Source organism: Brachybacterium sp. p3-SID957 (assembly GCF_025144775.1).
Taxonomy (GTDB): Bacteria; Actinomycetota; Actinomycetes; order Actinomycetales; family Dermabacteraceae; genus Brachybacterium; species Brachybacterium epidermidis.
Genome location: NZ_JALXKT010000018.1, coordinates 1 through 20,920, shown reverse-complemented (window position 1 = coordinate 20,920; position 20,920 = coordinate 1). Strand labels below are relative to the sequence as shown.

Genomic DNA, 20,920 nt, shown 5'->3' with positions numbered 1-20,920 from the left:
GGTGGACCTTGCACTCCGGCGCACCTGCACGCCCTAGGATAAAGAGGGCGAACCGTCTGCTTGTTCAATGATGGCGGGCCGTTGCGCGCCCCGCCATGCAGACGGTGCGAAGGTACGTCAGAGATGCGAGGAAAGGGCCATGGCGTGACGATCGAGGACTTCCTGCGTCTACTGCTGCGCAATGCGGTGCTGCTGATCCTGCTGACTGTGCTGGGTGCGGCGGCCGGTTACGGCTTCTCCTACACGAAGGCGCCGGTCTACCAGGCCAGCGCACTCGGCTTCGTTCGGGGTGCCTCCGGCGCTGGCAACGATCCGATGAACTCCACTCAGGGGCAGTACTCCAAGGCCCAGTTCTACCTGCCGCTGTTCCAGACCCGCGCAGTGGGCCAGACCATTGTCGACGAACTCGGCATGGACGCGAGCCCCGATGCGGTGGCCGGGTCTCTGGCCACCTCGCTGGACCCGAACGCGCCGATCATCACCGTGACCGCCTCGGCCGCCAGCCCGGAGGACGCCAGCGCCATCGCCAATGCGTCCATCGAGGCGGTGGCCGCGGAAGCCGAGATGCTCGAGCCCGGCAACGGTGACCGGCTGGTGCCGTACCAATCGGCCATCACCCCCGGTGCCCCGTCGTCCCCCGACCGTGAGAAGTACCTGATGGTGGGGGCCGCAGCCGGCCTGCTCGCCGCGATGGCACTGGCTGTACTGCGCAGCCGCAACGACTCGCGCCTGCGCACGGTGGACCAGCTCACCGATCAGTTGCACGTTCCCGTCCTCGGCGTTCTGCCCGACATGAAGGACTTCACCCGGTCCAAGTCCGGCACGCTGCCGGAACCCAAGACCTTCCAGTCCCGTGAGGCACTGCGAAAGCTGCGCACCAACCTGCGGTTCGTGGACGTCGACAACCCTCCCCGCTCCATCGTCATCACCTCCAGCGCGCCCGCCGAGGGCAAGTCGGTGGTCTCGGCGAACCTCGCCCGGGTGATCGCCGGGACCGGGCAGCCCACCCTGCTGATCGACGCAGACCTGCGCCGCCCCCAGGTGGCCAAGGAGTTCGGGATCGACGGCGGCGTGGGCCTGTCCCAGCTGCTGGCCGGGGCCGTCTCCCTCGATGACGTGATCCATGAGGTGCCCGGGAGCCTGCTGTCGGTGCTGCCGGCCGGGCAGATCCCGCCGAACCCCTCGGAGCTGTTGGGATCGCGACGCATGCAGGACATGATCCGCGAGCTCGGCCGCCACTACTTCGTGGTGATCGACGCCCCGCCGGTGCTCGCGGTGACGGACGCCCAGCTGCTCACCCGCCACGCCGACGGTGCGGTGCTGGTGGCCGTCGCTGGCCGCACCCGCGTCGAAGGCCTGAGCCGGGCCGTCGAGGCGATCGAGAAGGTCGCCGGCACCGTCTTCGGCGTGGTGCTGAACCGTGCCTCCACCAGCCGCCTGAAGCGCATCGCCTACGGAGACGCCGAGTACGGCTACTCCCCTTACGGCGACGGCTCCAAGCGGTACGCCTACGGCTCCGCCAACGGATGGGAGACCGGGCCGCAGGCCGAGCTGGAGGTCCCCGATGATGTAGTGACTGCGCCGGTTCCCGAGGCCCTCGTCGTCGAGGCCGGGGAGACCCCGGCCGCCCCGGCCAGGTCGCGCCATCGCGGGGGCCGACGCTCCGTCCCCCCGGAGGAGACCACCCAGCTGCCCGGCCACGGGGCCAGCACCGCGCGCCGCTGGCCTGCAGCCGGTGACGGCAGCACCGGGCAGGACGGCCGGAAGTGACCTCCCGGCTCGGTGCGGTGATCCCCGTGCACGGGCCGATCGAGCCTGTCCTGCCTCTACTTAACTCCCTGGTAGGCGGGAGCACGCCGTCAGATGGAAGGCCCGCCCTGGTGGTGGTCGTGGATGATGCCACCGCCGAGCCGGTGGACCCCAATGCCCTTCCCCCGGGCGTGGAGCTGGTGCGCCGCGCCACCAACGGGGGCTTCGGGGCCGCTGTCAACACCGGTCTTGACCGGCTCGCCCGGGAGGGCCTGGACCTGGCCCTGGTGTTGAACTCCGATCTGCGGGTCCCCGACGGCTTCGTTCGTGACCTGGTTGCCCATGCCCAGCCGTGGCAGCCGGCCGTCGTCGGCTGCCGTGCCGAGGGGCCCGACGGGATCTCCGGTCACTCCGCACGGTATTTCCCTACCGCCTCCCACCAGATCATCGAGTGGCTGGTACCGCTGGCCTCCCAGCGTCACCGCGACGTGCTGCACCGCGCGGTGGGCCACGACATGGCCGCCGAGCGCGGCACGGGCATGATCCCTGTGGACTGGGTGAGCGGAGCCGTGATGCTGCTGCCACTGACCCAGGTGCGTGAGGTGGGGGGCTTGGACGAGCTGTACTTCATGTATGCCGAGGAGGTCGACCTCCAGCGCCGCCTTCGCGCGGTCGGGGTGCCTTCGCTCTACGACGCTGACCTCACCGTCACTCACGTGGGCGGCGGCTCCTCCGGTGGGGAGGGCCGGCGGCGGCAGTGGCTCGTGGCTGGCCGCGATCGCTACGCGCGGGTGCACGGGCGCCCCCGCACCCTTCGTACGGGTCTGCGTGCCGCCACCCTCGCCAATCTCGCCTGGAACACCGGCCGCCGAGTGGCTGGGCGGGACGTCGCTCCCTTGGCTGCGTTCCGCGAGCAGTGGGGCGTCATCTCCGATGCGGCCCGAGGCACCGTCGCCGAGAGGAACCGACGATGAATGCAACCAGCAGGACCAGCGCCACCGTTCCCCGGAAGATCGTTCTGGTCACCCCCACCTTCCACGACTACGCCACCAGCATCGCGCAGGCCTTCGAGCGGGCGGGGCATGAGGTGGTGACCCTGCGCTATGACGCTTATGTGACCGTGACGGACAAGGCGCGCCTGAAGGCCACAGTGGAGCTGCCCAGCAAGCTGCGCCTGCCCGGTGACCATGCCGGCCGCGAACGCCGCCGGGTCACGGACTCCGTGCTGAGCGACCTCACCGCCGCCCGCCCGGACGGTGTGGTGGTGATCAAGGGGGACATGCTGGACGACCGCTTCTGGTCCCACCTCGATGCCCACCGCGTCCCGCGGATCCTGTGGCTGTACGACGACCTGCACCGCCACCCGTACAGCCCTGAGTTCCTGGCACAGCTCGGGCCGGTGGTCTCCTACTCCGAGTCCGAGGCTGCGATGCTGCGGGAGCAGCACGGGGTCGATGCCACCTGGGTGCCGGATGCCTTCGACCCGCACCGTGCACAGCCCACCGGTCGCCGAGTCGACCGGATCGCTTTCGTGGGCGCTGCCCACGCCGACAGGGTGCGGATCCTGCAGGATCTCACCGATCGCGGCCTGCCGGTGCATGCCTGGGGCCGGGACTTCTCGCACCACCCCGTGGACCGGCTGCGCACCTGGGGCTGGAAGCGCCCCTTGATCCCCGCGTCCCGCGACATCCCGCTCACCGAGGCATACCTGGTGGTGGGGGAGTCGTCGGCCTCGGTGAACATCCACGGCCCGCAGACTGACCACCCGATGCGCACGTTCGAGGTGCCTGGCATGGCCGGGGTGTCCCTCGAGGACCGTGCATCGGTGGCCCGGTTCTACGATGTGGGGTCTGAGGTGGAGGTGTGGACCGACGTCGATCACCTCGCTGAGCTGTGTGAACGCTCCCGGAAGGACCGCGTATGGTCCGAAGGGCTGCGGGAGAAGGGCAGGGCTCGCACTCTGGCGGAGCACACGTTCGACCATCGGATCACGGAGGTGGACGCACTATGGCGCTGAGGTACCCACGATCGATGGAGGACTGGGCGGCTTGGCAGGCCTCCCGGCAGCGGCTGCGCCGCACCAAGCACCGAGTGGTCGGAGCAGTGGACAGTCTGCGCGGCGCCGAGCCGGAGATCCCCCGCGTCACCCTGTACCGCCGGGTCTCGGCCGACGGGGACCTGCTGGTGGAGGACGGCCGCACCAAGCCCCTGCTGATCGCCCTGGACTCCGCCTCACCCACCTCGGTCGCCTCCGTGGCCGATGTGATCCCCTATACCCGCGGTGACGTGGCGGTGCTGGCCCCCAAGGGTGTGGAGGTGGAACTGCCCGGTGCGGAGGACTGGTCCCGGCGTGATCTCCCCGCCGATGTGGGCGCCGTGCTCACCTCCGTGGACCCGTACGCCGTGATGAGCCTGGGTGCGCACCTGCGCGCCGGCGCCCTGGCCGACGGCATCGCCCGGAAGCTGGACGTGCCGCACTACGTGGTCCAGCACGGCGCGCTCACCCCGTACGCCCCGCCGCTGCCGGAGAACGCGCACCTGCTGGCCTGGACCCAGGCCGACGCCGACTTCTGGAGGTCTGGGCGCGACGACGTGCAGACCACCGTGGTGGGCTCCCAGCTGCTGTGGCGAGCCGGGCACGAGACCACCGCGGTCCCGGCCGACGCCACTCCCGTGTTCCTGGGCCAGCTGCACGGTGCAGAGCTGCCGCGCTGGGTGACCGGCGGGGCAGCACAGAAGTTCTGCCTCCAGCACGATGCGATGTACCGTCCCCACCCCTCCGAGACGGACGTGCTCTCGCGCCTGCAGCATCAGGTGTGGCAGAGGCGAGGCATCGAGTTCGCTCCCACCGATGTGCCGCTGCGGCAGGTGGCGGAGCCGGTAGTCGCGGTGTTCTCCACCGGCATCCTCGAGGCCGCAGCCCGCGGCGGGCCAGCCTGGGCCTACGCGCCGCGCGCCCCACGCTGGGTGCACGAGTTCTGGGAGCGCTACGGCATGAAGCCCTACGGCGGAGACCCCACCCCGGCCCTGCCCATCGGCACCGGGGAGCCGGCCGTCGCTATTGCGGGTCTGGTCGATCCACTCCCGGGTGAGGAGCCGGGCCCGTCGGCCGGCCCTGTCCCGTCGGCCGGACCCGGAGGTGCTGAGTGAGTGTGCTGTGCGTGATCCCGGCGCGCGGCGGTTCCAAGGGGATCCCCCGCAAGAACCTGTTGCCCGTGGGTGGCAAGCCACTGATTGCCTGGACGATCGCCCAGGCCCTGGCCACCACCGAGGAGTCGGACCTGATCGTCGCGGTCTCCACGGAGGACGAGGAGATCGGCCGCGTGGCCCGTGAACACGGCGCCCGCGTGATCGAGCGACCCGTTGAACTGGCACAGGACACCACCGCTACCGAGCCGGTGCTGCTGCACGCCATGGACGTCGCCGAAGCGCAGGGGATCGACTTGGAGGCCGTGATGCTGCTGCAGGCCACCTCACCCGTGCGCCTGCCCGGCACCCTGGACCGGGCCGTCGCGCAGTTCCGCGACAGCGGCTGCGATTCCCTGATCGGCGTGCTGCCGCAGTCGCCGTTCTTTTGGCACCTGCCGCAGACGGACGGTGAGCAGCCCCGGGCTGACTACGACTGGACGGCGCGCCCACGCCGGCAGGACCTCACCGTCGGCCAGCACCACTACTTCGAGAACGGGAGCCTGTACGTCACGGCCCCCCACGTGTACCGAGAGACCCGAAACCGTATTGGCGGCCGCATCTCCCTGTTCGTGCTCGACGAGCTCGAAGGGGTCGATATCGACACCGAGGCGGACGTCGCGGCAGCCGAGCGCATGCTCGCACGCACCGGATGGAGCACCACCGCATGATCCTTGACCGTCACCCCGCAGGCTTCGTCGCCTCCGATCAGGACTCGATCCTGGCCGCGCTGCAGAAGATCAGCGCCAACCAGTCCCGCATCGTCTTCCTGGTGGACGAGCACGGCACCGTCACCGGATCCCTGTCCGACGGGGACGTGCGCCGCTGGCTGATCTCCGAGACCGCACCGGACATGACCCGTGCTGCCGGCTCGATCGCCAACCGCTCCTTCCTCTCGGTCTCCGAGGGCACTCCGCTGTCGGAGGTGAGCACCCTGATCCGTCCGGGTGTGGACCGCATCCCGGTGGTGGACGAGCGTGGCCGACTGGTCGCGATCGCGACCCCCGGTATGGCCACGGTGCGCATCGGGGACCGGGTGATCGGCGAGGCGCAACCCTCGTACATCATCGGCGAGATCGGCAACAACCATCAGGGCGACCTGCAGCTCGCCAAGGCCCTGGTGGACCACTGCGTGGACGCGGGTGTGGACTGCGTGAAGTTCCAGCTGCGCGACATGGCCTCCCTGTACCGCTCCGGCTCCAGCGAGAGCGCCGGGGAGGATTTGGGCCCGCAATACACGATGAACCTGCTGGCCAAGTTCTCCTTGAGTGCGGACGACATGCTGCGGGCGCTGGACTACTGCGCCGAGCGTGGCCTGGACGCCATCTGCACACCCTGGGATCTCTCGAGCGCGGACGTCCTGCACGAGTACGGCGTGCCCGGGTACAAGATCGCCTCCGCCGATCTCACCAACGATGAACTGCTGCACCACGTGGCGGCCTTCGGCGACCCGATGATCGTCTCCACCGGCATGAGCACCGAACAGGAGATCCGGGGTGCGGTCCAGGTGATCCGCTCGCACGGCACCCCGTACGTGCTGTTGCAGTGCCAGTCCACCTACCCCGCCCCCTACAAGGACGTGAACCTGCGGTACATGGACCGCCTGGCCCGCATCGGCGAATCACCCGTGGGGTACAGCGGCCACGAGCGCGGCTGGCACGTGGCGGTGGCGGCCGCTGCCCGCGGCGCCCATGTGATCGAGAAGCACGTGACGGTGGACAAGTCCCTGGAGGGCAACGACCACAAGGTGTCCCTGCTGCCCGGGGAGCTCGCGCAGATGGTGCGGGAGATCCGTGAGGTGGAGGAGGCGCTGGGCAGCGACCGGCCCCGCGAGGTCTCCACCGGTGAGCTGATGAACCGCGTGAACCTGGCGAAGTCCCTGGTGGCGGCGAAGGACCTGCTGCCCGGCGACACCGTGCGCGCGGAGGACGTGGAGGTCAAGAGCCCCGGTCGCGGCCTGCAGCCCAACCGCCTGGACGACCTGGTGGGCCGGGTGCTGCACCGCGCCGTGGCCGCCGGTGACTTCTTCTACCCCGGCGACCTGGCCGGTGAGGCACAGACGCACCACGACTACACGTTCCGTCGCCCCTGGGGCCTGCCGGTGCGGTACCACGACGTGCGACCGCTGCTGGAGGTGTCGGACCCGGACTTCCTGGAGTACCACTTCTCCTACAAGGACGTGGAGCTGGACCCGCACTCGTTCTTCGACAAGGGTGAGCGCCTGCCGCAGTTCTTCACCACCCATGCTCCTGACCTGTACGCCGGCGACTTCCTGATCGACCTGGCCAGCCCCGACGACGCGATCTGGGAGCGGTCCATCCGCGAGGTGCAGAACGTCGTGGACATCACCCGGCAGCTGCGCGAGCACTACACCTGCGAGCAGGACCCGATCGTGGTGGTCACCATGGGCGGCTTCCTGCCGGACCGGCACGTGCGCCCCGAGGAGCGCCGGCCCATGTACGAGCGGGTGCAGAAGGCCCTGGAGCAGGTGGACGAGGCCGGTGTGCGGCTCACCGCCCAGACCCTCCCGCCGTTCCCGTGGCTGATGGGCGGCCAGCAGTTCCACAACCTGTTCATGGACCCGGAGGACACCGCCTGGTTCTGCGAGACCTACGGGCGCCGCCTCACCCTGGACGTGTCCCACACCAAGCTCGCCGCGAACTTCGCCAAGCGGCCCTTCAGCGAGTACATCGACCTGATGGGCCCGCACATCGAGCACCTGCACATCGTGGACGCCGTGGGTGTGGACGGCGAGGGCGTGCAGGTGGGCGAGGGCGAGGTGGACTTCCGTGACCTCGCCGAGCGCCTGGACCGCCTGGCACCGAACGCCCCGTTCATCCCGGAGATCTGGCAGGGCCACGTCAACAACGGAGAGGGCTTCTTCGTGGCCCTGGATCGGCTGCAGGAATGGTTCTGAGCGGAGGGCTCGTCGAGGAGGCGCTTGCGCTGTGGTGCGTGCCCGTCGCCGACCTCGGCGGCGTGGCCCGCCATGTGCTCGACGCCGCCCGTGCCGGGATCCCCGGCTGGCGGCTCGTGGTGCTGTGCCCCGAGGGGCCTCTTGCCGAGGCACTGCGCGCTCAGGGCACGCCCGTGGTGACCGGGACCGTCTCCCCCGCCGACGGCACCGCCGTCGCGGTGCGCACGATCCGCCGCACCCTGCAGCGCCTGCGCCCCGACCTGCTGCACACCCATCTCGCCTTCGCGGACCTCGCCGGGGTCGCGGCGGTGACCGGGCTGCGTGCGGGCCGCGGGGAGCGGATCCGCCTGGTCTCCACCGAGCACGGGATCTCCGGGGTGCGCGGCTATTACCAGGCCGGCGACCTGCAGGCCCGAGTGAAGGCCGGCGCGCACCGCGCCCGCCTGCTGCGCACCGACCGGGTGATCGCGGTCAGCGACTCCACCGCCGCGCAGGTCGCGGCGCAGTGGGGGAGCGGGCAGAAGCTCACTGTGATCCGCAACGGCGTCGACGCCCCGCAGCCCACCCCGCAGCCCCGCGCGGGCCTGCGCGTGCTGTCCCTCGCGCGCCTCGCCCCGGAGAAGAACATCGACCAGCTGATGCAGGCCTTCGCCCACGTCGCCCGCGAGCACCCCGAGGCCCGACTCACGATCGCCGGCCGCGGACTGGAGGAGGGCGCGCTGCGCTCCCTCGCCTACTCCCTCCATCTCGAGGACCGGATCGACTTCCCCGGCCACGTGGACGCGGGCGAGGCACTTCGCGCCCACGACGTGGTCGTCCAGCTCTCCGCGTGGGAGAACCTCTCCTACACGCTGCTGGACGCCCTGGCCCACGGCCTCGGCGTGGTCGCCACCGACGTGGGCGGCAACGGCGAGATCGTGCCCGCCCGTTGCCTTGTCGATGCAGCGGATCCCGACGCCGTGGCCAGCGCGATCATGTCGCAAGGCACGCAGCTGGAGGCTCGACCGGAGGCGGGGCGTACCGGACAATCGGTCCGAGACATGTGTCAGGGAATTGCGAGGGTGTACCAGGAGGTGGGGGCGTGAGCGCGACCTCCGACTATCGCACGGATGCTTTGGGGGCACGGCTTCGCGACAGCGCACGCAGCGCGGTCGACGAGATCTCCTCGATCAAGATCCTTGAGTTCGCGCTGTTCTTCCTCCTCATCGCGCACTCCGTGCTCCCGTTGCCGTCCATCGGTTTTCCGATCAGCAATCTCATTATGGCGGCGGTCGTTGGTCTGGCGGTGTTCAGGCGCCCCACCTTCGAATTGCGTTCCAATCAGTGGGTCATCCCCGTTTTTGCGCTGGGATTGTTCTACGTCGCTACGCTTTCTGTCTTCCAGGAGCCGACAGAACTCGCCGCGGACTGGCAGGGCAGGGTCATCCGACTCACCGTCACCTTCGCGTTCGCGATGGTCATCGCGTCGGGGCGTATTGATCTGAGGTCGGGCCTCTGGGGCTTCGTCCTTGCCCTGGTGGTCAACGTGCCGCTCTTCCTGGCCGGGCTGCTGCCGGCCCCGTATGGCGAGTACTTGACGGGCATGATCGGAGACAAGAACGTTGCGGGCCTCATCTATGCGGTCGCAGGCGTGCTTGTCCTGTACCTCGTGAGAAATCCCTGGTTCAAGTACGGCCTCTTCTCATTCCTGGCCTACTCCGTGTGGCTGACTGGATCTCGGACCTCGATCGCTGCACTGGGCGCAGCGATCGTGTGGTCGCTTGCCGCCCCTCATCTGAAAGCTCTGGGTCGGGTCCTCCTTGCGATCGCGATCTACTGGCTCGTAGAACTGCTGCAGGAGGACTACTCGCAGATCGGTGCCTTCTCTGACCGGGAGGGTTCGGACCTGCTCCGAGAGCGCATCGATGCCGCTTCTGAGATCAAGGTGCAGGACGCCGGATTCTTCGGTTCCGGACTGGGGGAGGCGTACATCACCTTCACGGATGAGCCGTACAGGGTGTGGTTCTTCCACAACTCGTATTGGACGCTGCTGGTGGAGGGCGGGTGGATCTGGGCCGCTGTCATCGTCGGGTTGACCGTGGCTGTCATGGTGCGCCCCTGGAAGTCCGAGCTCACTCACGGTCAGATCATCGGTCAAGCTCTTGGTCTGGTGCTGCTGCTGTGTGCGCTGCGCCTCGGGGAAGTGTTCCTCACTCTCTCCTGGGCGATAGCAATCGGATTCGCCCTGCAGGTCCATTCCAGTCCGAAGGTGCGAAGCGCGCCGGGCGCTGACGTGACAGATCGACAGAAGGGGTTGAGCGATGAGTACGGCCAGGCAACTGCTTGAGAAGGTGGTCGAGCCCGGTCTCTGCATCGGCTGCGGTGCATGTGCCGTGCTCCCGGGCTCGCCCCTCACGGTCCGGATGAACGCGGAAGGGCGGTACCAGGAAGCCCCGCCTGCAGACGGCGATCTCGATACCGAGGGGGCATTCCTGAAGGTGTGTCCGTTCTCGTCGGAGGTCGACGAGGACGCCCTCGCACGTGCCTTCATCCAGCCGACCGCTGCTCAGCAGCACCCCGAGGTGGGTGTTCACCAAACAGTGGCCGCAGGCCATGTCCACGCGGGGAGCTTTCGAGGCGATGGCAGTTCAGGCGGCATGACCAGCTGGTTCCTGGACCGTCTGCTCGCCGAGGACGAGATAGACGGTGTCCTCCACGTGACCCCGCGCGGAGGGGCGGCGGGTCCGCTCTTCAAGTACTCCGTGTCCACCAGCCGCGAGTCGGCCGCGGGAGGCGCTGGAACCCGGTACTACCCGGTCGAGATGAGTGGGGTGCTGTCCCACGTACGGGAGAATCCCGGCCGCTACGCGGTGGTGGGTGTTCCTTGCTTCATCAAGGAAGCCCGCCTGCTTCAGCTCGAGGACCCTGTGTTCCGCGAGCGGGTGCGCTACTGCGTCGGTATCGTCTGCGGTCACTTCAAGTCGGCCCGATTCGCAGAGAGCCTCGGCTGGGAGAAGGGAATCCAGCCGGGAAAGCTCGAGAAGATCGACTTCCGCGTCGAAGGGGATGTTCGCGCCGACCTCTACGACGTATCGGTGTCCGGCGGGGGGACCACGAGGACGGAGTCGAAGGACGACTACCTGGCTACGGACTGGGGAGTGGGACTCTTCAAGTACAACGCCTGTGACTACTGCGATGACGTAATGAACGAGACTGCCGACATCACTTTCGGCGATGCCTGGCTCTCGCAGTTCACCCCCGATCCCGCAGGCGACAACATCGTCATCACCCGGTCGCCGCACGCAGCGGCGATCTTCGACAGCGGGCGGGAGCAGCTGACCCTTACCGATATCACTGCCGATTCCGCTGCGAAGTCGCAGGAGGCCGGCCTCCGGCATCGCAGGGAAGGGCTCTCGTACCGTCTGGCCCAGGACATCGAGGCCGGGAAGCCGGTGCCGACCAAGCGAGTGCAGCCGAACTCGAACATCCCTGCGAAGCGCAAGCGCATCTACGATGCGCGCCGACGCTTCGTGGTCCTTGGCGACGAAGCGTACGACGATGCGCTCCGAGCCCGCAGCTTCGAGGTGTTCCGCTCTCGCATCACCCCGGAGATCCAGCGGTATCGCGAGATCTACAGTGCGGGGCTCGTTCCCCGTGCCAAGCGGTTCGTCAGGACGAGGCTGCCGGGCTTGACGCGATGGGTGAAGAAGGTGCGTGGACGTTGATGGCTGATCTGCTGAGGGAGAGCTGCTGATGAAGGTTGGCATCGTCACCATCCACGACATGGCCAACGTGGGCAACCGGCTGCAGAACTTTGCGCTGTACCGGGCCCTGGAGGACCTCGGCCACGAACCCTTCGTCATCCCGAACGAGCCCTACCACTACTCGCGGGAAGGGACGGAGACGGTCGCTCCCCGGGAGGCGGAGCCCGTCGCCCCCGGGGAGGAGGCCGTCGAATCCCCGGCGAGGCAGGGCCATCGTTCTGTCGTTCTCAAAGCAGCTCGGCGTGGCACCGACCTCGGGGCGAAGGTGCTCAAAGCGGTGAGCGACGGTGAGCTGAGAACTGTTCCGGCCCGCGCGACCAAGGAACGTCGGCGCAGCCCCCTGACGGAGTTCACACTGTCGCGGATGCGCCTCGAGAGCACCCATGCGCGCGGCCCAGGTGACGCTGCACCTCTGAAGGATCGCTACGGCTCCTTCATCGTGGGCTCTGATCAGGTGTGGAACCCGGCGTATCGGGGCGGGTGTCCGACCGACTTCCTTCGCTTCGCGCACCCGCATCAGCGGATCTCCTACGCAGCAAGTCTTGGCACGGCTCAGCTCAGCGATGAGTACCGGGCCCATTACGCGCGCATGTTGGAGGGATTCGAGCACATCTCGGTCCGAGAGTCCGAAGGGTCCCGGCTGATCTCCGAGATCACCGGCCGGGAAGTCCCCGTGGTCCTGGATCCCACGCTGCTGCTGAGCGTCGAGGAATGGAGCCGGATCGCTGATCAGGCGCCTGCACTCACGTCGCCAACGCTGGGAACCTATCTGCTGGTGTCCAGCGGAGGCAGCACCCGCTCCGGAGTCCGAGCCGTCGCACGGGCGAAGAGGCTGAAGGTCGCCGACCTCATCTCCCCCTTCGCCCTGTCGTCCCGCTGGTACGGGATAGCGAACTTCCTGCGGGTGATCCGGGACTCGGAGCAGGTCATCACCGACTCCTTCCACGCCACCTTGTTCGCGATCATGTTCGAGACCCCAGTGCGGGTCCTGCGCCGGGGCCCTGGGCAGGACGCCCGGCTGGAGACACTGCTCCATACCTTCGGTGCCGATGCGGATACCGCCTTCGGGGCGGCATCGGACCCCGTGGACCAGCCGCTGGTTCGCGAACCGGAGGCCATCAGCCAGGCCGCGCGGGAGTCGAGCCTGTCGTGGCTGGGCGGCGCTCTGGAAGCAGCCGGGGCTCACTCGTGACCACCTCCAACACCGAAGCACCCGATGTCAGCGTGATCATCTGCGTCCGCAACGGTGAGGCCACCCTGCGTCGCCAGCTCGACGCCCTGGACGCACAGCAGGGCGAGGCCACGTTCGAGGTCCTGGTCATCGACAACGGATCGACCGATTCCACCGCTGACCTCGTCCGCGAATGGATCGAGGAGCCGGAGCACGCGCACGTGGCAGCCCGGCTGGTGGACGGTGGCACAGAGCCCGGGATCCCACGGGTCCGGAACCTGGGGGCCTCTCTGGCTCGCGGCCGTGTGCTCGCGTTCTGCGATGCAGACGATGTGGTGGAACCACAGTGGGTCTCGGCGTTCGTCACGGCCATTGACGGTGATCAGCTGGCCGGCGGGAGGATCATCGCGTGCAGCGAGAACGGCGAGCCCCGACCGGACATCTTCGGAGAAGAACTCGTCGCCACCCCGTACCTCCCGCATGTGGGGAACTGCAACTGCGCGATCTCACGGAACCTGTTCTTCGCCGTCGGCGGCTATGACGAATCCCTTCCGCGGTACGGCTTCGAGGATGTGGACCTGTCCTGGCGTGTGCAGGAAGCCGGGTTCCCCCTCATCTACGTACCCGGTGCCCGAGTGCGCTTCACCGTCAGTGGCAATCGGGCGTCCATACGGAAGCGGTACCTCCTGGGCAAGGGCCGGGTACTGATGGCTAAGAGGTTCCCCGCATACGACTCGACCCAGTACACACTCACGTCGACCCTCCGTGGCGTGGCGGACGATGCACTCGCGCTTCTCCGCTCGGTTCCGCGTGACCGGCCCGCAGCCAAAGGCGCCGCGTCTCGACTCGTGGCTGGACTGGGCCGGGTCACTGCGGTGGCCCAGTACCGGATCCAGGGTTTTCCCTCTCGGCGGCTGGTTCTCGATGAGAAGCACGCCTCAGCACGCGGCGCATCACAGCGTCGAATCGCGATCGCCACCAACAACGGTGACATCGGCGGCGGCGAGGTGATGCTCCTGAGTATCGCGTCTGCGCTGCAAGAGCTGGGGCTTGAGGTGCACGTGCTGGCGCCGACATCCCCGGGCGGCCTGCTCGAGGAGGCCCGGTCGCGCGGCGTCGCGACCGTGCCGTTGCATGCCTCGCACCGTGCCGGATACATGCTCGCCCTCGCTCGCTGGCGGCTCCGCCACCTCGGGATCCCGTTGTGGTGTAACGGTCTGGTGCCCACCGTCGCGACCACCGCGATGGGGCCGCGCCTCGCTCACCTGCACATCCTCCCCACGGGGGTCAACGCGCTCGCCGCGCGGATCGGACGGATGGGTGCTCGCCGTGTCCTCGCCCCCTCGCCGTACCTCGCCTCGATAATCCCCGGGACCACGGTGCTCGAGAACTGGACTGAGGACATCGCGTTCCGGCCTCGTTGCCCGGAGCGCTCCGGACCCTTGCGCGTCGGCTTTCTCGGCCGGCTCACGCGGGACAAGGGCGTGCACGTCCTGGCCCGGGCGATGCGACAGGTGATCGCTTCGACGGAGAGCGAGATCCGTCTTGTCCTCGCGGGCGAGAACCGATTCGGCGACGTCGACGACGATCGCGAGATCTCGGCGGCGCTCGCGCCGATCGAGGACCACGTCGAGCGCTGGGGCTGGGTGCAGCGCGAGGAGTTCTTCGACCAAGTCGACATCGCAGTCTTCCCGTCCGTCTGGGGCGAGCCCTTCGGGCTCGTCGTCGCCGAGGCGATGGCGGGCGGGGTCCCCTTCGTCATCTCCGATGCCGGCGCACTTCCCGACGTAGCGGGACCGGAGCACCCGTGGATCGCGCGATCCGGGGACGCGGAGGACCTGGCCCGGGTGATCGTGGAAGCAGTCACGACGGAGCAGCCTGCCCGTGACCTCGTCATCGAGGGTTCGCGACAGCGTTGGGAGCAGAACTACTCCCCTGCCGCGGGAAGGCGAAGGGTCGCATCGCTGCTCCAGGGACTTGCACAGGACGACAGGAAGGAGGCCCGATGAGCGAGCTCGACGTCGTATCGGTGCCAAAGACTGCTGGCGAGCCCGCTGCCTCGGTCGTGATCCCTTCGTATCGAGGTGCCGCCCGGTTGCCTGCCCTGCTCGATTCACTCGCTGCGCAGGAGGAGGGCACCCCTGACTTCGAGGTGATCGTGGTGATCGACGGGGTGGATGACGGATCCGCCGCGGTGGTCGACGCCGAGAACCGGATTGCTGTGCGCTCCGTCGAGTTCCCCGAGAACAGGGGCCGCGTGGCGGCGCTCAACGCCGGCTTCGACGATGCTCGAGGCCGCGTACTGATCCGCTGCGACGACGACCTGGTGGTGCCGCCCACGTTCGTCTCTGCTCATGTCTCCGCCCATCAGGGCCCCGCGGTCGGGGTCATCGGGCTCACCCGGGACATCCACCGGGACTCGGCCTACGCTCGGGCCTATGGCACCGATGCTGGTGACCGTGCTCACCGCGCTGCCCGGAACCGGACCGCTGAGGAGCGCTGGCGGCTGTGGGCCGCGAACTGCTCCATCACGCGGGACACCTGGGAACAGGTGGGCCCCTACGACACCCGATACCGCGCTTACGGGTGGGAGGACGTCGACTACGGCTACCGCCTTGCCGAGGCCGGGCTCGATCTCGTGATCGCAGATGCAGCTGAAGCTGCGCATCACGGGCCGGCGCGCACCGCGGCATCCCGCGCGCACAAGGCATTCGAGTCAGGAGCCGCTCGCGCCATGTTCAGGCAACTGCACCCCGGGGCGCTGCTCCCAGCGGCGGGTCCTGGCAAGGGCATCTGGGGGAAGGCCGTGGGAATCGCTTCACATGTGCTCTCCACCGGTGACCGCGTGCGTCGCGTGGCGGGCATTGTCGATCAGGTGCTCCCCCTGGTTCCCAACGCCGTGGGCCGCAAGTTGGTGGCGCTGGCCGTGGAGGGAGCTGCATTGGGTGCAGAGAGCTCCAGAGGTGCCGCCACGGAACCGACCTCCGGGAGGACAGCGGCTACCCGGAGGACAGCGGCTGCCGGTCGTCCCCGGGTTGCGATCGCCCACGACTACCTCACCCAGCGCGGGGGAGCCGAGCGCCTGGTGCTGTCGATCCTGAAGGCCTTCCCCGACGCCGAGATCCACACCCTCTTCTACGAACCTGACCAGATCTACCCCGAGTATCGCGACGCGAGGATCCGCACCTCGCCGCTGAACCGCATCGGTGTGCTGCGCCGCGACCCCCGCAAGGCCTTGCCGCTCCTGGCACCGTTCGCCTCCAGCATGCGGATCGACGCCGATGTGGTGGTCGCGTCCTCCTCCGGCTGGGCGCATGCCTTCCCCACCACCGGCAAGAAGATCGTGTACTGCCATTCTCCGGCACGGTGGCTGTACCTTCCCGAGGACTACCTGGGCGACGCCGGACGCTTCGACGTGAAGCGCTTGGCCCTCACGGTGCTGGGGCCGGCTCTGCGCCGCTGGGATCGACGCGCTGCGATGGACGCCGACACTTATCTTGCGAACTCCACCGTTGTTCAGCAACGCATCGAGAACGTGTACGGTATCGAGGCCCAGACTCTATTCCCACCGTTCTCCACCGATGTCGCGGAAGGGCGGCAAGACCCGATAGACGCGGAACTCAGTGCCTGGGCAGATGACCCTGGGTACTATCTCGTGGTCTCGCGCCTGCAACCATACAAGCATGTGGATGTGGTCATTGAAGCTTTCCGGAGCTTGCCGGAGAAGCGACTGATCGTGATTGGGAAGGGGCCAGAGCGGAGCCGTCTCCGCGAGATGGCCTCCGGCAACGTCAGGCTGGTTGAGGGCCTCTCCGATGCGCAGATGCGGTGGGCGTATGCGCACGCCACCGCGTTGATCTGCGCCAGCCACGAGGACTTCGGCCTCACGCCGCTGGAAGCAGGAGCACATGGTGTTCCCACCATTGCACTGCGGGCGGGTGGCTACCTCGACACCATCACCGAAGGAAGGAACGGAGTTTTCTTCGACAAGGTCACCCCTCAGAGCATTCAGGGCGGCATCCAGGAATGCGCGGACAGAGGGCCGTGGCACCGTGACGAGGTGAAGCAGGCAGTAGCCGCATTCTCGGAAGCGTCGTTCGAAGATCGACTCCAGGGGCTAGCCAGCGCCACTCATCGGTCCGGCCAATGATGAACCAGGCCCTTGGCGACACCACTTCGATGCAGCGATCACTCGGCCAGAGAACACGATCAGCCGTTGGATTTGCTCTTATGGCTCAGGCAGTCAAAGCGCTGATCCAGATAGCGTCCGTGGTCATCCTTGCGCGAGTGCTATCCCCGGAGGACTTCGGTGTCTATGGGATGGTGATCGCAACGATCGGCGTAGGCTTCATCATCAAGGACGTAGGCCTTGGTTCGGCAGCCATCCAAGCTACGGAACTGTCGGCCGGGGCACGGTCGAACCTCTGGTGGATCAATACGGGACTCGGCGCTGTTGTCATGGCTGTAGTCCTGGCGGCAGCCCCCTTGCTCGCAGGATTCCTTAACGAACCCCAAGCAGCAGGCATCATCATGGGACTCGCGCCCACGTTCTTGCTGAATGGCATGACGGCACAGTATTCAGCCTCACTAGTACGGGACCTCCGTTATGGTGCGCAGTTGGCGGTGGATGTACCGGCTTCTCTCGCAGGACTGGTGGTGTGTGTCGTGGCCGCACTCAACGGTCTCGGGCCCGTGTCCCTAGTGCTGCAAGCCCTCGTCGTGGCGCTGTGGTCGCTGATTGCTTCGGCCTGGCTGTGTCGGTGGGTTCCAACCTGGTGGCAACGAGATTCCGGGGTCCGGAACTACCTCCGTTTCGGCCTGTCCGTGTTCGGGAACTCAATCATCTTCTACGTGGCGAACAACATCTCTACCTCGCTCATCGGGCGGTCCTTCGGGGCGACGGAGACGGGGTACTTGACGCGAGCGAACCAGCTCGTGAATACGCCCGTAGGGACTATCAGTGCACCATTCGCTTCCCTCGCCCTATCGGTACTGTCCAAGGTCAAGTCAGATACCAATAGGCTGATCTCCTATGCCTTGGTTGGCCAGCAGATGATCGCCTACGTAGTGGTATTCGTTGGCGGCATCTTCATCGTTGCCGCGGGTCCAATCGTTGGCATCGCTCTGGGCTCCGATTGGTCACAGACCGCCGTCTATGTCCGGCTCATTGCGGTGGGGTCTGTTCTCGGCTTCCTTCCCGCAAGTCATGGCTGGCTTTTCAATAGCCAGGGACGGCCGGACGCTATCATGAAGTTCAATCTTGTGGTAGCAATTGTAAGGACGATTCTCATCATCGTGGCCGTCCAGTTCTCCATACTTGCCGTCCTTACCGTCAATGCCGCGCTCACTGCAATCGTATGGCCGCTGACATTCTGGTGGCTGCGTCGCTCCACGGGGATCCCGGTCGGGAAACTATTGTGGGGGAGTGCCCGTGCTGGGCTCGCAGGCCTGGTCTGCATCACTCTGACGTTCATCATCGCGGAGTTGATCGGTGTGCCGACCAACCAGTTTGCATCAATGCTCATGTTGATTGCAGTGTTTGGAGTGCTCTGTGGAGCGACGCTCGTGATCCCCCCTATTCGACGCGATGCCCAGGCGGGGGTGCGGTTCATTCTTCAGAGGAAGCAACGGGATCAGGGCTAAGGGCTGTAATCAGATAAAGCTTGATCAAACTGGCGGAAGGCGGAAAGCGTGCACAATGTCGCTACGCGCATCGGAGTCATAGTCTGTGTACACAACAGGATTAGTTTTCTCGAAGACGCCCTGAGGTCAATCGCGGGTCAGACGAGGCCGGTAGACGAAGTCATCATTGTTGATGACGGCAGTGACGATGAACAGGTGAGGATCGAACTCCCTGGATTGGCGGAGAAGTACGGGGCTACACTCCATCGCATCGAGAATCGCGGCCTGGCGGGGGCGCGCAACAGCGGGCGCACTGCAGCAACAACGGACTATCTTGTATTCTTTGATGATGATGACATTCTGGGGCCACGCTATATCGAACTCACCTCTAGAATTCTCGATCACAGGTCTGAGGTTGACGTGGCCTACACGCGAGCAGCACTGTTCGGCCTGGTGAACTCAACTTGGGATCTGCCCGAGTTCGAAGCGCGTCGTCTTGTTCTCGACAACAGCGTCTACGCCGCAGCCATGGTTCGCGCGCGCACATTTGACGCGATGGGCGGGTATGACGAGAAGTTTCGACATGGTCGAGAGGACCATGACCTTTGGCTCAGGATCGCCGCGCATGGCGGTAAGTTCGCTCAAGACAAGTCGATCCAGTTCTTCTACCGGCAGACGAGCGGATCTATGAACCACGGGTTCGGTGCTCGTATGACGAAGATGGTGGAAACGTACGCGCAACTGTCGCGGAACAGTCCGGAGTTCACAGTCCAGAACATCGACGTCCTTTGGGATGAGATCCTCACTCTTCGGCGACGAAATCGACAACTGTTGCGGCGATTTGGCTGGCTCGACGCGAGACTCGACACCCTTTACCGGGTTCGACGTTGGATAGTCGAGCGCTGGCCGCTGCGATCGAGGAGGGAGTCGGATTGAGTAGCAATGTGGCTCGCACCGCCCTCGTACTCACAGATCAGTCGGCCCGCCAATGGGAGGAGGCATGGAAGGCGGGGTCTCGCCCGTCCGCGCTTCCCTATGGCATTGAGCATCTGCGTGAGCAGTCATGGCGGCTGAAGCATCTCGAGCGGCCGGTCCATGGCCCGGTGGGGACGAAACTGAGGAACGTGGTGGAGCACCGACTCGGGTACCCGATCCCTGCTCCGGGCGCGTTCGTCAAGCAGATGAAGGCTGTTGATGTAGTCATCGGAATGCTTGAGCCACAGGCATTCGCTGTCGCCTCTCTGCGTCGCCGAGGGATCCCGCCGCTACGTCGATCGAAGGTGGTTGCGCTCACCTGCTGGTCAGGGGAGACTCTGCGGTCAGGAGGTTCGGAGCAGGTTCGTCGAGAAGTTGCTCGCCTTGCTGGCATCGACAGGCTGTATGTGTTCAGCGAGAACCAAGTGGGGATCTTCGAGGAACATGGCATCGATCGGGACCGTGTCATCCCGGTTCGTTACGGCATCGATGTCGACTTCTACCGTGACCGAGGGGTCGAACGCGATATCGACCTGCTTGCTGTGGGACACGATCGAGGCAGGGACTACGGCACGTTGTTCGAGGCCATCGAGGGCCTGGACGTGCGGCTGACGCTGGTCGCCAAGCACGCGAACATCAAAGGGCTTCGCGTTCCCAGTAACGTCGACTTCCTGGGGCAGGTGCCTCATACGAAGTATCGATCATTGCTGCACCGCGCGCGTGTTGTCGCAGTGCCCACGCGTGAGCTCGCTTACCCGACCGGGCAGAGTGTGGCGCTGGAAGCGAGTGCTGCCGGCGCCGGTGTCATCGTGACCGGGACCGAGGCGATGTCGGAGTACTTCATCGATGGACACAATGCTTTGTGCCCGCCTGTGGGGGATGCGGCGGCTTGGCGCGAGGCAGTCATTGCCGCATTGAGCAATGAAAAGGAGACCCGTGCCCGCGCGAATCGAGCAAGGATATTCGTTGAGAGCGAATGCAGTACACAGCAGATGTGGCACTCCATAGCCGAGGACCTGGACGATCTGCTCTGAGTGAGACGTATTTGTGTACTGGCGGCTGCTTGGAGCGATTGCTTGACACAGTTTTCGATGACGCCACGCTCCACTGTGTGAACGCGATTGCTTATTGCGCTCTCCGTTGCTGGGGTGCGGAAGATGGCTCGGGATGGCCGCTGCTGATTAGCCGCTTCAGCGACATGGCGGGTTTTTCAACAAAGTACCACGAAGCGGCTGCAAATGGGATGGTGCACACAAGGCAGGCCAAGGCGGTCGACAGCCACCCGTAGTGGTGTACGCCCATGATGACCAGAATCTGTTGTACTGGAAAGGCGTACACGTAGACTCCGTAAGAAAGGTCGTTCTTCTGGCCGAGTCGCGTGGGAAGAGTGGCCCCTGTGGCCAGTGCTGCAAAAGCAAGTGCCGGGTAGCTCAAGAGTTCCACTGCATTGCCAAGAAGCCCTGTACCCGGTAGGTGTGGGCTGACCCCGTTTCGTAGGTCCAGTCGTTTTGAGAGTCGTCCTGTTGCCCGCGGTCGCGGGCAGGGAGACTGGTCAGA

Annotated in this window: 15 protein-coding genes; all 15 read left to right on the top strand. The window is 66.4% G+C overall.

Features of this window, described 5'->3' with window-relative positions; translation table 11 throughout:
- The first annotated feature begins 144 nt into the window (after window positions 1-144).
- The 15 genes from M3B01_RS05815 (at window position 145) to M3B01_RS05745 (ending at window position 20,397) form a co-directional block, all read left to right on the top strand.
- Window positions 145-1,770 (top strand): polysaccharide biosynthesis tyrosine autokinase, encoded by a 1,626-nt coding sequence (locus M3B01_RS05815; RefSeq protein WP_259790175.1) that lies wholly within the window; start codon window positions 145-147, stop codon window positions 1,768-1,770.
- Window positions 1,767-2,723, top strand: coding sequence for a glycosyltransferase family 2 protein (locus tag M3B01_RS05810; protein ID WP_259790174.1), 957 nt, complete (start codon window positions 1,767-1,769; stop codon window positions 2,721-2,723). The genes M3B01_RS05815 and M3B01_RS05810 overlap by 4 nt, the downstream gene beginning before the upstream one ends.
- A complete protein-coding gene (locus M3B01_RS05805; protein WP_259790172.1) occupies window positions 2,720-3,766 on the top strand; it encodes a glycosyltransferase in 1,047 nt (348 codons plus the stop codon). Before M3B01_RS05810 ends, M3B01_RS05805 begins: the two co-directional genes overlap by 4 nt.
- A complete protein-coding gene (locus M3B01_RS05800) occupies window positions 3,757-4,899 on the top strand; it encodes a hypothetical protein (RefSeq protein WP_259790170.1) in 1,143 nt (380 codons plus the stop codon). The genes M3B01_RS05805 and M3B01_RS05800 overlap by 10 nt, the downstream gene beginning before the upstream one ends.
- Entirely contained in the window at window positions 4,896-5,606 is a 711-nt protein-coding gene (locus M3B01_RS05795) for a cytidylyltransferase domain-containing protein (protein WP_259790169.1), read from the top strand. The genes M3B01_RS05800 and M3B01_RS05795 overlap by 4 nt, the downstream gene beginning before the upstream one ends.
- Window positions 5,603-7,852: an N-acetylneuraminate synthase family protein gene (locus tag M3B01_RS05790; RefSeq protein ID WP_259790167.1), complete on the top strand. Its 2,250-nt coding sequence runs from the start codon at window positions 5,603-5,605 to the stop codon at window positions 7,850-7,852. Before M3B01_RS05795 ends, M3B01_RS05790 begins: the two co-directional genes overlap by 4 nt.
- Entirely contained in the window at window positions 7,843-8,937 is a 1,095-nt protein-coding gene (locus tag M3B01_RS05785; RefSeq protein WP_259790166.1) for a glycosyltransferase family 4 protein, read from the top strand. The genes M3B01_RS05790 and M3B01_RS05785 overlap by 10 nt, the downstream gene beginning before the upstream one ends.
- Window positions 8,934-10,178: an ABC transporter permease gene (locus M3B01_RS05780; protein ID WP_259790164.1), complete on the top strand. Its 1,245-nt coding sequence runs from the start codon at window positions 8,934-8,936 to the stop codon at window positions 10,176-10,178. Before M3B01_RS05785 ends, M3B01_RS05780 begins: the two co-directional genes overlap by 4 nt.
- A gap of 4 nt (window positions 10,179-10,182) precedes the next feature.
- Window positions 10,183-11,556, top strand: coding sequence for a Coenzyme F420 hydrogenase/dehydrogenase, beta subunit C-terminal domain (locus M3B01_RS05775; RefSeq protein WP_259790162.1), 1,374 nt, complete (start codon window positions 10,183-10,185; stop codon window positions 11,554-11,556).
- Window positions 11,557-11,584: 28 nt separating this feature from the next.
- Window positions 11,585-12,787, top strand: coding sequence for a polysaccharide pyruvyl transferase family protein (locus tag M3B01_RS05770; RefSeq protein WP_259790160.1), 1,203 nt, complete (start codon window positions 11,585-11,587; stop codon window positions 12,785-12,787).
- Window positions 12,784-14,775 carry a glycosyltransferase gene (locus M3B01_RS05765; RefSeq protein WP_259790159.1) on the top strand — a complete coding sequence of 664 codons (1,992 nt, stop codon included), beginning with the start codon at window positions 12,784-12,786 and terminating at the stop codon, window positions 14,773-14,775. The genes M3B01_RS05770 and M3B01_RS05765 overlap by 4 nt, the downstream gene beginning before the upstream one ends.
- A complete protein-coding gene (locus M3B01_RS05760) occupies window positions 14,772-16,916 on the top strand; it encodes a glycosyltransferase (protein ID WP_259790157.1) in 2,145 nt (714 codons plus the stop codon). Before M3B01_RS05765 ends, M3B01_RS05760 begins: the two co-directional genes overlap by 4 nt.
- An 80-nt stretch (window positions 16,917-16,996) precedes the next feature.
- Window positions 16,997-18,409 carry a lipopolysaccharide biosynthesis protein gene (locus M3B01_RS05755; RefSeq protein WP_259790155.1) on the top strand — a complete coding sequence of 471 codons (1,413 nt, stop codon included), beginning with the start codon at window positions 16,997-16,999 and terminating at the stop codon, window positions 18,407-18,409.
- A gap of 48 nt (window positions 18,410-18,457) precedes the next feature.
- Window positions 18,458-19,324, top strand: a complete 867-nt coding sequence (locus M3B01_RS05750; RefSeq protein ID WP_259790154.1) for a glycosyltransferase family 2 protein — start codon at window positions 18,458-18,460, stop codon at window positions 19,322-19,324.
- An 8-nt stretch (window positions 19,325-19,332) separates the two neighbouring features.
- Window positions 19,333-20,397 (top strand): glycosyltransferase family 4 protein, encoded by a 1,065-nt coding sequence (locus tag M3B01_RS05745; protein WP_259790153.1) that lies wholly within the window; start codon window positions 19,333-19,335, stop codon window positions 20,395-20,397.
- Window positions 20,398-20,920: the final 523 nt, after the last annotated feature.